Source organism: Rhodococcus sp. AB351 (assembly GCF_049538275.1).
In the GTDB taxonomy this organism is placed as follows: Bacteria; Actinomycetota; Actinomycetes; order Mycobacteriales; family Mycobacteriaceae; genus Rhodococcus.
The window spans coordinates 264482-278297 of record NZ_JBMVFW010000003.1 but is presented as its reverse complement, the minus strand read 5'-3'; the positions used below and the strand labels follow the sequence as shown (position 1 = coordinate 278297).

The window sequence follows — 13816 nt, the reverse complement described above, 5'->3', positions numbered from 1 at the left end:
GTCAGCCGATCCAATCGTCGAAGGACATTCCCGAAATACGTTCGTACGCCTCGATGTAGCGGGCACGCGTCTTGTCGACGACGTGCTGCGGCAGCGGCGGGGGCGGGGTGTCGGAGGCGCGGTCCCAGCCCGATTCGGGTCCGGTGAGCCAGTTCCGGACGATCTGCTTGTCGAAGCTGGGCTGCACCTTGCCCTCCTCGTACTCGTTCGCGTCCCAGTAGCGGGACGAATCCGGAGTGAGGACCTCGTCGGCGAGCACCAGATTGCCGGCCTTGTCGAGACCGAACTCGAACTTGGTGTCGGCGAGCAGGATGCCGCGTTCGGAGGCGTACATGGCGGCGCGGTCGTAGATGTCGAGCGTGTCCTGGCGCAGCTTCATCGCCAGGTTCAGGCCGACCTTCTCGACGACATCGTCGAACGAGATGTTCTCGTCGTGGTCGCCGAGCGCGGCCTTGCTGGCCGGGGTGAAGATCGGCTCGGGCAGCTTGCTGGCCTCGACGAGACCCTCGGGCAGAGCGACACCGCACACGGAGCCCGTGGCCTGGTAGTCGATCAGGCCGGAGCCGGTGAGGAAACCGCGGGCGACGCACTCGACGGGCACCATCTCGAGGCGCTTGACCACGAGTGCGCGGCCGAGGACCTCCTCGGGGATACGCTCGTCGTCGGGTTCTCCCGCGAGATGGTTGTTGGTGGCGTCGAGCAGCTTGAAGAAGAACACGCTCATCGCAGTGAGGACCCGCCCCTTGTCGGGGATCGGGGTCTCGAGCACGTGATCGTAGGCCGAGATCCGGTCACTGGCGACGAGGAGCAGGTGCTCGTCGTCGATCACGTACAGATCACGCACCTTGCCGCCGGCGAGGTGTTGGTAGGACTCGAGTGAAGGACGCACGCTGACACCCTAGTGCTCATCGAGTGGGCGTACCGCAACCCGTGGCGGATATCCCACTCGGTCACAGCACGACGGAGCAGCGACGCGAGCGAGAACAGGAGTGGCATGGCCGCATCGTCGCGGGTGGACGTCGGGTTCAGGTCCGAGCGGGGCCCGATCCTCATCGCTCTGATGCTCGCCACCTCCCTCGTGGCGCTCGAGAGCACGATCCTGGCCACCGCGGTCCCGACGATCGTCGCGGACCTGGGCGGCTTCACCCAGTTCCCGTGGTTGTTCTCCGCCTACCTGCTCACGCAGGCGGTGCTCGTCCCGGTCTACGGCAAACTCTCCGACGTCTTCGGCCGCACTCCGCTCCTGTTGTTCGGGATCGGGGTGTTCGCGGCGGGCTCGGTGCTGTGCGCGCTGGCGTGGAGCATGCCGGCGCTGATCGCGTTCCGCGCGGTGCAGGGACTCGGCGCCGGTGCCGTGCTGCCGATGGCGCAGACGATCGCCGGGGACATCTACACGGTCGCCGAGCGGGCCAAGGCGCAGGGCTATCTGGCCAGCGTGTGGGGCATGTCGGCGGTGGTCGGCCCGGCCGTGGGAGGCATCTTCGCCGACTTCCTGTCGTGGCGGTGGATCTTCTGGGTCAACCTGCCGTTGTGCGCCCTCGCGGCGTGGGTGCTCGTCCGCAACTTCCGCGAGGAGAAACCGGCCGGACCACGACCGCGGGTGGACTGGGCCGGCGCGGCGACCCTCGCGGCGGGCGCCGCCCTGTTGATCCTCGGGCTGCTCGAGGGCGGCCAGTCGTGGGCGTGGACGTCGGCGACGAGCATCGGCATCTTCGCCGCGGGCGCGACGCTGATCGCGGTGTTCGTGTGGATCGAGTCCCGCGCGGCCGAGCCGATCCTGCCGATCCGCCTGTTCACCCGGCGGGTGCTCGTCACCACCAGCGCCGTGTCGTGTCTGGTGGGCGCGGTCGTGCTGGGCCTGACCTCGTACGTTCCGTCGTTCGTGCAGGGAGCACTGGGGACCACGGCGCTCGTCGCGGGCTTCACGCTGGCGACGATGACGATCGGCTGGCCGATCGCCGCGTCGCAGTCGGGCCGGTTCTACCTGCGGATCGGTTTCCGCAACACCGGCCTGGTGGGTGCGGTGCCGCTGCTCTGCTGTGCGGCACTGCTGACGCAGGTCGGGAAGGATTCGGCTCCCTGGCAGGTCGCGGTCTGCTGCGTGCTCGTGGGTCTCGGGATGGGGTTGATCGCCAGCCCGTCGCTGATCGCGGCGCAGTCGAGCGTCGAGTGGTCCGAGCGGGGCGTCGTCACGGGCGCGAACGCCTTCGCCCGCGCGATCGGCAGCGCGGTCGGAGTGGCGGTGTTCGGTGCGCTCGCCAATGCGGCCCTCGGTGGTGCGGCGACCGACGAGACCACCGCGGGGGCTCCCGACGCGGCGCAGTTGGCGGCGTCCGTGGCGCCGGTGTTCGTCGCCGTTCTGGTCTGCGCCGCCCTGCTCGTGTCGTGCGTGTGCCTGATCCCGAACCGTCCGACGGCGGCCGGGTAGGCGACACGCCGCGTGCCTATACCGTTACCTACGCGCTGTTTCGTATTCGCTCGAGATCGGGCACCATCTCTGCGGTGAGAACGACAAGCGGCGGCAAGGACACCATCGACGACGTGACGTACTTCCCCGTCGGGGCTGCGGAGCATGCTCTGCAGCGACTGGCACACGCCACGGCGATGCAGGACACGACGGATTACGAGTCGCTGCGCTCTGCCATGGACGCGGAGTACTTCTGGCGCGGTGTCGCCGAGACCTTCCGGATCGCCGACGAGGCGTTCCGGATCGTGTCGTCCGCGACCCGCGACCGGCAGGACATCTCCGCGCACGTCATGGCACGCGCTGCCGACTGGGTGGGCACCATCGAGCTCGCCACCGAGGGGTCCCGGCTGTACGGCGCGCTCGTCGCCTACACCCAGGGCGTCAGCGAAGGATATTCGGCCGTGGAGGCCTGGGCGCGCGACGGACGGATATGACGCGAAGGCGCTGATCGACGCGAAGGCGGGGCCGGGGTTCACCCCGGCCCCGCTCGTCTACCCGCAGGTCAGCCCACAGCTTCGAGATCGCCCGCGTCCTCGAACCGCCGCAGCGTCGGGGTCGCGACGAACATGATCGCGATGATCACCACACCGGCCACGCCGTAGACGGTCAGGGCCATCGAGACCGGCACCAGCGAAGCCACGACGCCCGCCGCGACCGCGCCGACGGAGGTACCGGCCGTCACCTGCGCACCCCACACGGCCGCGATCCGTCCGCGGTACTCGTCGGAGGTGTTGCGCTGGACGGTCGCGTACCGCACGACGTCCGCGAGCGAGTCGCCGAAACCGTGCGCGGCGAGGCCGAGCAGCACGACGGCGAGGACCCCGGTCGCGCCGGCACCCACCAGACCGGCGGCGGAGACCGCCATGAGCAGGTAGACCACCAGCCCGTACCGGCGGATCGATCCGGTCCAGCCGCTGGTCAGCGAGCCGATCACGGCTCCGACTGCGGGCGCGGTGTAGAGCAGGCCGACCACCGACGGTCCGACGCCGAGCACCTCGTCGGCGAACTCCGGGATCAGCACGGCCCAGCCGGAGAGCAGCATCGCGAGGAACCCGACGATCAGCACCTGCCCCACCACGCGGTTGTGTGCCGCGTACCGGAAGCCCGAGACCACCGACTTCAGCGGTGATTCCTCCGCGACATGCGTCGGGGGCAGCGACGGCAGGCGGGTGATGCAGAAGGTGGTGATCGCGGTGGTGAACGCCGCGAGCGCGTAGGCCACACCCACACCACCGGCGGCGATGACGACACCGCCGAGCGCCGGGCCGATCATGGAGCCGAGGTCGGCGGTGAGCGCCATGAGCGCGCCGGCCGCGGCGAGCTTGTCGCGCGGGATCAGGCTGGGGGTGACGGCCATGAGTGCGGTCGCCGAGATCCCGCCCGCGATGCCGTCGACGACGGCGAGCACGTAGATCGCCCACATCTGCGGTTCGGGCAGGAACGCGTTGATCGCCAGCAGCGCGAAGGCGACGCCCGCGGTGCCGCGGGCGAGGGCGATGACGTTCCGCCGGTCGTACCGGTCGGCGAGCACCCCGCCCGCGAAGGTGGCCCCGAAGGTGGTCACACCGATCACCGCGGACACGGCAGCGACCTGCGCCGTCGAGCCGGTGAGCTGGTACACCTGCACGGGCACGGCCACGATGAGGAAACCGAGACCGAACAGCGAGACGACGCGTGCGGTGAACAGGTACCGGAACTCGCGGCTGGTCCGCAGCGGGTCGATGTCGATGAGGAGCTTCTCGAAGACGGCCACGATCACCCGCTCATCCGCGGGTGAGCAGCGCGATCCACTGCTCGAGGTCGGGAGCCGAGGCGAGGTCCACGAAGTCGACCTCGACGCCGGCGCTGCGCCACTGTTCCACGAGGGCCATCAGCCGGACGGAGTCGAGACCCTGGTCGACGAGGCTCGCCGAGGGGTCGAGTTCGTCGACGTCGATGTCCAGGATCCGGGCGGTGTCGGCGAGGACGGTAGTGCGATCGAGCATGGTGTTCTCCTTCTTTCGATGTGTGCAGGCGGGTTGCGCTCTATCGAGCGGTGCCCGTCAGTTCTCTCGCGGCGACGACGACCTGCACCGTGTCCTGCCAGATCCGCGCGATCTCGGCGAGCGTGTCCGCGTCGACCACGTCCGCTGCGGCGGCGAACTCGCATTCCAGAACCGCGCCGTCCGGGGTGTCCTCGGTGATCGCGTCCACCTGCAGGACGTGGTCGAGCGGCATGTCCGGATCCACCGACCCGCCGATCGCGGCGGCGCCCGGTGCGCCCGACCACGGGCTGCCGGATGCCTCGCCGAGCGTGAGCCGGCCGAGGTAGTTGAAGACGACGGCCGGCGGCACGTACCGGGCGAAACAGTCGCCGAAGTCCGGGTTCAGTCGACGCAGCAGGCCGAAGCCGATGCCGTTGTCGGGTCGTTCCCGCGACGCGCGTGCCACCGCGCGCAGCGCCGCGCCCGCGGCGTCGGTGTCCCGGGACGCGGACGCCACGTCGACCTCCGACAGATCCACCGTCACCGGATACATCGACGTGAACCAGCCGACGGTGCGCGACAGGTCGGCACCGGGGACCACCTGCTCCTCGCGGCCGTGTCCCTCGAGGTCGATACGGACCTGGTCGCCGCCCCGAACCGACGCCACCGCGACGGCGAGGGCCGAGAGCAGGATGTCGTCGACGACGTCCGCGGCCAGGACCCGTTCGGTGACGTCGACGGGCAGGTGCACGCGGGTCGACCGGGTCGAGAAGACGGTGTCGCGTGCCGGGTCGAGTGGGCGCGAACCGAGCATCGGTTCGTCGGCGTCGACGGCGCGCTGCCAGGCCGACCACGACGCGGTGATCCGCTCCGAGCGGGCGGCCTTCGCGAGTTCGTCCGCCCACACCCGGAAGGGTGTGCCGCTCGACGACAGGGTCACCGGCTCTCCACGCTCGGCCTGTTCGACGGCGTCGGCGAGGTCGGGGACGAGGATCCGCCACGACACGCCGTCCACCACGAGGTGGTTCACGACGATCAGGACGCGTCCGGCCTGCTGCGGCCCGAAGTCGAACCACACGACCTGCACCATAACTCCGTTCTCGGGATCGAGTGCGGCGTAGGCGTTCTCGCGTTCCTCGTCGAACAACTCGTCCCAGTCCCGGCCGGTGGCGTCGACGCGCCGCACGGAAGTGGTGAGGTCGGGAACGGTGACGGGGACCGTCCACGACGGTCGGCCTTCGTCGTCGACCCGGAAGGTCGAGCGCAGCATCGGGTGGGCGGCCACGAGCGCCTCGACCGCGGTCCGCAGCGTGTCGAGCGCGAGCCCGACCGGCGCGACGAGCAGTCGCGCCTGCGAGAACCGGGACAGACCGGTCCACTGTTCGAGGGTGTCCCACACGATCGGCGTGACGGTCACCTCACCCGTGGCGTCGCCGACGGCTGCCGGACGGGTCTGTCCGCTGTCGCTGTCGATCGCAGCCGCGAGTGACTCGACGGTGCGCAGTTCGATCACCTGACGGGTCGTGATCCACAGCCCTTCTGCCCGGACCTTCGACACGAGCTGGATCGAGACGATCGAGTCGCCGCCGAGGGAGAAGAAGTCGTCGTCGATGCCCACCCGTTCGAGTCCGAGCACGTCCGCGACGAGTCCGGCCAGGACCCGTTCGGTGTCGGTGCGCGGTGCACTGGTGCCGACCAGCGACGAGAAGTCCGGTTCGGGCAGCGCCTTCCGGTCGACCTTGCCGTTGGCGGTGACGGGGAAGGTGTCGAGCACGAGCACCACGGCGGGCATCATGTAGTCGGGCAGGCGCTCGGCGACGGTGGCACGAACGACCGCCGGATCGACGTCGCCGTCCGGGGTCACGTAGCCGACCAGACGCGTCACTCCACGAGTGTCGGTGTGCGCGTTCACGACCGCGTCCCGCACGCCACGCACCGCGGTCAGCGCGGCCTCCACCTCGCCGAGTTCGACCCGGAAGCTGCGGATCTTGACCTGGTCGTCGCCGCGCCCGAGGAATTCGAGCACGGGCCGGCCGTCGGCACCGCGGACCCGCCGGACGAGGTCGCCGGTGCGGTACATGCGACTGCCGTCGTCGGCGAAAGGATTCGGCACGAACCGGACCGTCGTGAGGTCGGGCCGGCCGAGATATCCGCGGGCAACGCCGGCACCGGAGACGTACAGTTCGCCGACCACGCCCATCGGGACGGGCCGGAGCATCGCGTCGAGGACGTAGGCGCCGGCGCCGTGCACGGCCCGGCCGAGGCACGGTGTGTCGGCGTCCGTGACGGCTCCGATGAGTGAGTCCACGGTGCATTCGGTGGGGCCGTAGAGGTTGAAGGCCCGCCCGTCCGTGACCCCCCGCAGTCGCTGCCACGACGCCGGATTGACGGCCTCGCCACCGAATCCGACGGAGGCGGGGCGGTGTCCGCTCTCGTACAGTCCCGCCGCGAGCATGCGGTCGAGGAAGGACGGGGTGACCTCGAGGAAGTCGAGTTCGTGTTCGAGCGTGTACGCGACCATCCGTTCGGGATCACGCATGGTGTCCTCGTCGAAGACGTGCACCGTGTGTCCGTCGAGCAACCACAGGGTCGGCTGCCACGAGGCGTCGAAACCGAACGACCATGCGTGCCCGACGCCGACGGAGTCGCGTCCGGCGGCCGCGACGGTCGGGACGTAGAGATCCGCGCGGTGGCTCTCGAACAGGTTGAGCAGGTTCGCGTGCGTGATCGCGACACCTTTCGGCAGCCCCGTCGAACCGGACGTGTAGATGACGTACACGCCGTTGTGCGGGCGCAGCGCACCGCGCCGGTCGGCGTCCGTCAGTGGGGCGGTGGAGAATCTGTCGAGCTGCAGGTCGGGATCGTCGAGCACCACGATCCGCGTGTCACCGGCGACGGGTGCGATGCCGTCCAGAACCGAGGCGACCGTGACGATCACCTGCGGACGCGAATCGGACACCATGTGCGCCAGTCGATCCTGTGGATAGGACGGATCCATCGGTACGTACACGCCACCCGACGAGATCGCCGCCGCGATCGCGACGACCATGTGCTCGGACCGCGGCAACGCGAGCCCCACGACCGTCTCCGGCCCGACTCCGGCGTCGACGAGAAGCCGCGCGAGTCGCGCGGATCGCCGGCCCAGTTCCGCGAACGACAGTGTCGTGCCGTCGGCGACCACCGCGGGTGCGTGCGGGGTACGTGCGATCTGCCGTGCCAGGAGATCGGCGACGGTCGCCGCTCCGCTCGACGGTGCCGCGGGGGTCGTCGACCACTCGCTGCGCAGACCGGCGCGTTCGGCGGCCGTGAGCACATCGAGTTGCGCCACGGTGCCGGGCTTCTCGGTGACGAGCTGATCGAGGATGCGGACGAGCCTCTCTCCCAGCACGGTGGCGTCGTCCTCGGTGAACAGATCGGTCCGGTATTCGAGGCCGAGATGCAGTTCGTCCTCCAGTCCCGCGACCAGCACGAGCGGGAAGTTCGTCGCGTCCGAGCCTCCGACGGAGCCGACCCGCACGCCACCGTCCCGCTGCGCCGCGTCGAGGGCGTCGCGGTCGACGGGATAGTTCTCGAAGACGAGCAGGGTGTCGAACAGTTCGCCGATCCCGACGGCACGCTGGATGTCGGCGAGACCCACGTACTGGTGGTCCATCACACGGTTCTGTGTGGCGTGCGTGCGCGTGACGAGATCGGTGATCGACTCCTCCGCCTGCGTGCGGACGCGCACCGGGACGGTGTTGATGAACAGGCCGATCATCGATTCCACGCCCGGCACGTCGGGGACGCGCCCGGAGACGATCGCACCGAAGACGACATCGGTTCTACCGGTGAGCGATCCGACGAGAAGACCCCAGGCGGTCCGGACGAGTCCGTTGACCGTGACGCCGTGTGCGCGGCTCGCCTCGACGAGTCGCCGCGACAGTCCGTCCGGCACGGCGACCGTCAGTTCGGCGGGGAACTCCGGTCGCAGCGCCGTGCCGGACGGCGCGACGAGGGTGGGTTCGTCCACACCGTCGAGCAACTCGCGCCACACCTCGACACCGGCCGCGACGTCCTGTTCGCCGAGCCAGTCGAGGTAGTCCGAGAACGGCGCGACCGGCGCGAGTCCGGCGGCGGATCCGCCGGCGGCGTAGATCTGCAGGAGTTCCTGCACGAGCAGCGGGGTGGACCAGCCGTCGGAGACGAGATGGTGCATCGTGAACAGCAGTCGCGCCCGCGACGGTCCCGCGACCACCAGCGTGAAGCGCACCAGCGGTGCGGCCGCGAGATCGAACCTGCGGGCGCGGTCGGCGGCGAGCAGTTCCGCCACCCGCGTGTCGAGTTCGCCGGGCTCTACGTCCCCGAGATCGACGACCTCCCAGTGCGGTTCGGCGGTACGACGGACGACGCCGATCGGTTCACCCGCTGCGCCGAGTCGATATCCGGTGCGCAGCACGGCGTGCCGATCGACGAGTGCACGCACCGAGCGCTGCATCGTATCGGCGTCGACGCGGCCGTCGAGGGCGAGGTCGGTCTGCATCGTGTAGACGTCGACACCTTCGGCGGCACTGCCCGATCCCGACGGTTCGTCCAGTCCGGCCAGGAAGTACATGCCGCGCTGCAGGGGTGTCAGCGGCACGACGTCCTCGATGCCGTCCGGATTCTCGGCGTGCAGTGCGAGCACCTCGTCGACGGACAGCCCGGCCGCCGTGAGCATCGACGGCACGGGTGCACCGACGGCACCGCCGGTGACCGTGTCGGTAAGGAGGTGCAGTGCCGCGAGCCAGCGCTGCCCGATCCGGCGAGCGCGATCGGCGTCGAGCGCACCGGTGGCATAGGTGAACACCGCCGACAGCGCAGGTCCGTCCGGTCCGTCCTCTGTGATCGCGTTGACGTCGAGGACATGGTCGAGGGGCATGGCCGGATCGACGGAACCGCCGAGCGCGGCCACCTCGGGTGCGGCCGACCACGCGGAGTCGGCGGTATCGCCGAGGGTCATCCGGCCGAGATAGTTGAACATCACCTCCGGGGCCCGGTAACCGTCGAAGCGGTCGCGGTCGTCGCCGAGGAAACGCAGGAGACCGAAGGCGATTCCGTTGTCGGGAATGCGTTTCAGCGATTCGGTCGCGTGGGCGACGGCCCGGAGCGGATCGCCACCGTCGAGCGCACGGTCTCCGCCGAGTTCGACCGTCACGGGGTACAGGGAGGTGAACCATCCGACGGTACGCGACAGGTCGGCACCGGGCACGATCTGTTCCTCGCGGCCGTGACCCTCGAGATGCACTCGCAGGGCGGATCCGCCGCAGACGTCGGTGACGGCGAGCGTGAGGGCCGCGAGCAGTACATCGCCGGTGCCGATGCCGAGGGCGGGCGGCACGGTGGTGAGGATGCGTTCGGTGAGGTCGACCGGCACGTCGATCTCGACGGACGCCGAGGTCGACACGATGTCGCGCTGCGGGTCCAGGGCGCGGCTTCCCACCGCGGGCGCACTCTCGGCGGCGACCGCCGATTCCCATATCGGCCACGATCCGGTGATCCGCTCGGACGAAGCCGCTTCGACGAGCGATTCCGCCCACTCCCGGAAGGACGTCCCGGTGTCCTCCGGCGCGGGTGTCTCCCCGCGGGTGGCCGCGGAGACGGCACCGGCGAGGTCGGGCACCAGGATCCGCCACGACACGCCGTCGACGACGAGGTGGTGCGCGACGACGACGATGCGTCCGGCCTGCTGTGGTCCCGGGTCGAGGAAAACCACGCGGAGCATGACCCCGGCTTCGGGGTCGAGTGCGTGGACGGCGTCCGACGACGCTTCGGCGATGATGTCGTTCCACGAAATTTGTTCTGTAGTCGAGAGATCCACTCGCCGGACGAGCGTCGCGGCCTCCGGGGTGTCCTCGGGCACGATCCACGACGGCCGGGAGTCGCCGACGGTGAACCGCGAGCGCAGCATCGGGTGGGCCGCGAGCAGCGCCCGCACGCCCGTGACGAGATCCGCCTCCCGCAGACCGACGGGGGCGACGAGCGTCCGGGACTGGGTGAATCGGCGCAGCGAGTCGAACGATCCGGATGCGAGGGATTCGTGCACGATCGGCGTGACGGGCACCGGACCGGTCGCCGCCGTCCGGGCTCGCCGGGGTTCCTCGGCGGGTGCCTCGCACGCTGCGGCGAGTGCGGCTGCGGTGCGCAGTTCGAAGACCTGACGGGCCGTCACGCGCAGCCCGGCCGCGCGCACGCGCGACACCAGCTGGATGGAGACGATCGAATCGCCGCCGAGGGTGAAGAAGTCGTCGTGGACACCCACGCGGTCGAGACCGAGGACGTCTGCGATGGTGGCGCACAGCGTCCGCTCGGTCTCGGTGCGCGGTTCGCCGGCACCTGCGAGGGACGAGAAGTCGGGTTCGGGCAACGCCTTCCGGTCGACCTTGCCGTTGGCCGTGACCGGAAGGGCGGGAAGAGCGACGAGCACGGCCGGCACCATGTACTCGGGCAGTCGGTCGGCGAGCGCGGTCCGCACCTCGGCGGTGTCGGGTCCGTCGCCGACGATGTACCCGACGAGGCGGGTGGTCCCCCGGTCGTCGGTGTGCGCGACCACCACGGCGTTCCGCACGGCCGGATGCGCGGTGAGCGCGGTCTCGATCTCGCCGGGTTCCACTCGGAATCCTCGGATCTTGACCTGGTCGTCGTCGCGGCCGACGTATTCGAGTGTGCCGTCGTCCGTCCAGCGCACGACGTCGCCGGTGCGGTACATGCGGGCACCCGCGGACCCGTAGGGATCGGCGACGAAGCGTGCCGCGGTCAGGTCGTGCCGGCCGAGATAACCACGGGTGACACCGTTTCCGGAGACGTACAGTTCACCGGCCACTCCGATGGGCACGGGGCGCAGCCAGTGGTCCAGGACCCGCACGCTCGTCCCGGGGGTGGGACCGCCGATCGTCACGGTGTCCCCGGTGATGCGTGCGGAGGTCGCGTCGACGGTGCATTCGGTGGGTCCGTAGCAGTTCGTCGCCATCACGTCGCTCGCGGCGAGTCGCTGCCACAGGGCGGTGCTCACCGCTTCGCCGCCCACGGTGATGGTCGCGGGGACGTGCCCACCCGGTTCGAGGAGACCGGCGTCGAGCAGGCGGTTCATGAGCACGGGCACGGTGTCGACGTAGTCGATGCCGTGGGTGCGCACGTAGTCGACGATGTGGTCGACGTCGGCACGGTACTCGTCGGGAAGAACGTGCAGCACATGGCCTTCGAAGAGCCAGGTGAGCGCAGCGACCGCCGAGTCGAAGGCGAACGGGTAGGTGAGCAGGACGTGCCACTGCCCGTCGCGCGGCGCACGACCGGCGGCCTGCATGGGCCCGGCGGCCTGTGCGGCGTGCAGGTCGGCGAGATTGGCGTGCGTGACGGCCACGCCCTTCGGCAGGCCCGTGGAACCGGAGGTGTAGACGACGTAGGCCAGATGACCGGGACGGAGCGGAGCGCGCCGGTCCGCATCCGTGAGCGGAGCGGACGACAACGCCGACAGTGCGGACTCGACGTCCGGGGCGTCGAGGACCAGCACATCGGCCCCGTCGAGCACGTCGCCGAGGCTCGCGCGCACGGCTTCGGTGGTGATCACCAGTCGCGGTGCGGCGTCGGTGATCATGTGCTTCAGCCGGTCGGCGGGATAGGACGGGTCGAGCGGCAGGTAGGCGCCTCCGGAGGTGAGGACGGCGACGATCGCGTCGACCATGGCGCCGGTCCGGGGAAGCGCGAGACCGACCCGCTCGTCGGGTCGCACGCCGCGGTCGACGAGCAGTCTCGCCAGTCGTGCCGAGGCCGCGCCGAGTTCACCGAAGGACGATTCCTGCTCACCACACACCACTGCGGGTCGGTCGGTGCCGGTGGTGAACCGGTGCGCGAGCAGGTCGGCGACGGTGCCGCTCGACGGCACCGCGGGTGCGGTGGACCAGGTACCCAGTACGCGTTCCCGTTCCGAGGACGGCAGGACGTCGAGGTCGGCGACAGGCGCATCGGGTCGGGTACACAGGGCCTCGAGGATCGCGACGAGGCGGGCACCCAGGGCGGCGGCCTCGTCCGCGTCGATCAGCGACGGACGGTGGTCGAGCTTGACGACGAGCCGGTCGGACATGCCGGCCGTGAGGACCAGCGGATAGTTGGTGGCGTCGCGTCCGTCGACGCCGGTGATCGTCACTCCCCCGGCGCGCTGGGCTCGCTCGAGGGCGTCGCGGTCGACGGGGTAGCTCTCGAACACGGTGAGGGTGTCGAACAGTTCACCGATCCCGACGGCGCGCTGCACGTCGGACAGGCCCAGATACTGGCGGTCGACGGTGCGCGACTGCTCGAGCTGTACGCGTCGCATCAGGTCGGTGACGGTCGCGGCGGGATCGAGCCGCACCCGCACCGGCACGGTGTTGATGAACAGCCCGACCATCGATTCCACGCCGACGAGTTCCGGCGGGCGGCCGGAGACCGTCGCGCCGAAGACGATGTCGTCGCGGCCGAGCAGACCGGACAGGAGCATCGCCCACGCGGTCTGCAGCACCGTGTTGAGGGTGACCCCGCTTGCGCGGGTGAGCTCCGCGAGTTTCGCGCCGAGCCCGTCGGGGACCGGCACGTCGAGTTCGCCGCAGCGTTCCGACGAGCGGGTCGCGCCCGGCGGTGCCACGAGCGACGGTTCGCTCACACCGTCGAGCGCCTCGCGCCACAGCGACCGGGCGGCCTCGTGGTCCTGGCGCCCGAGCCATGCGAGGTAGTCGCGGTAGGGGCGTACGGACGGCAGACCCGACGCCGATCCCCCGGCGGCGTAGATCTCGAGCAGCTCGCGTACCAGGATCGGGGACGACCAGCCGTCGACGACGATGTGGTGGGCGGTGAGCAGCAGGCGCACCTCGTCGGCGCCGAACCGCACGAAGGTCCAGCGCACGAGCGGCGGTTGCGTGAGGTCGAACCAGTCGTGCAGGTCGTCCTCGACGATCTGCTCGAGCCGGCGTTCCGCCTCGGCGCGTTCGAGACCCGACAGATCCTCGCTACGCCAGGGATTCTCCACGCCCGACACGACGAGACCCGCCGTACGGCCGTCCTTTCGGGGACGGAAGCACGTGCGCAGCGCCGGATGACGGTCGAGCAGCGCCTGGGCGGAGGCCGCCATCCGCCCCTCGTCGACCGCGCCCGACAGCCGTACCACCGATTGCACGGTGTAGGCGTCGGGGTCGCCCGTACCCGTGTCGTCGGATACCGAGCCGGTCGGTGCCGCAACGGTACTCAGGTAGAGCAGGCCCTGTTGCAGCGGCGAGAGCGGAACGATGTCTTCGAGCGCAGTGGAACGGGTCATCTGTCGCTTTCGTTGTAAGACGGTCAATTCGGGCACGAACGACGAACGGCCCCCGCGTCGGGACGTCGGGGGCCGTTCGGTCGGTGG

General features: G+C 70.1%; 6 protein-coding genes. 2 read left to right on the top strand and 4 right to left on the bottom strand.

Annotated elements, in window-relative coordinates; translation table 11 throughout:
- Nucleotide 1 precedes the first annotated feature (1 nt).
- Nucleotides 2–889 (bottom strand): phosphoribosylaminoimidazolesuccinocarboxamide synthase, encoded by an 888-nt coding sequence (locus ACPCXD_RS09860; protein WP_229567036.1) that lies wholly within the window; start codon nucleotides 887–889, stop codon nucleotides 2–4.
- Nucleotides 890–994: 105 nt separating this feature from the next.
- Between ACPCXD_RS09860 and ACPCXD_RS09855 the strand changes: the two genes are divergently transcribed.
- Together ACPCXD_RS09855 and ACPCXD_RS09850 are read left to right on the top strand one after the other, a co-directional pair.
- Entirely contained in the window at nucleotides 995–2428 is a 1434-nt protein-coding gene (locus ACPCXD_RS09855; RefSeq protein WP_423659381.1) for an MDR family MFS transporter, read from the top strand.
- A gap of 74 nt (nucleotides 2429–2502) precedes the next feature.
- Nucleotides 2503–2901, top strand: a complete 399-nt coding sequence (locus ACPCXD_RS09850; RefSeq protein ID WP_016694764.1) for a hypothetical protein — start codon at nucleotides 2503–2505, stop codon at nucleotides 2899–2901.
- A gap of 68 nt (nucleotides 2902–2969) precedes the next feature.
- Here ACPCXD_RS09850 and entS read toward each other — a convergent pair whose 3' ends face one another.
- From entS to ACPCXD_RS09835, 3 genes are read right to left on the bottom strand one after another with little or no spacing between them, the layout of a single operon-like run.
- On the bottom strand, nucleotides 2970–4220 hold the full coding sequence (gene entS, locus ACPCXD_RS09845) for an enterobactin transporter EntS (protein ID WP_423659379.1): 1251 nt from the start codon (nucleotides 4218–4220) through the stop codon (nucleotides 2970–2972).
- A gap of 10 nt (nucleotides 4221–4230) precedes the next feature.
- Complete coding sequence (locus ACPCXD_RS09840; RefSeq protein WP_059382429.1) at nucleotides 4231–4452, bottom strand: phosphopantetheine-binding protein; 222 nt, start codon at nucleotides 4450–4452, stop codon at nucleotides 4231–4233.
- Between the two features lie 40 nt (nucleotides 4453–4492).
- Nucleotides 4493–13729: a non-ribosomal peptide synthetase gene (locus tag ACPCXD_RS09835; protein ID WP_423659377.1), complete on the bottom strand. Its 9237-nt coding sequence runs from the start codon at nucleotides 13727–13729 to the stop codon at nucleotides 4493–4495.
- Between the last annotated feature and the right edge of the window lie 87 nt (nucleotides 13730–13816).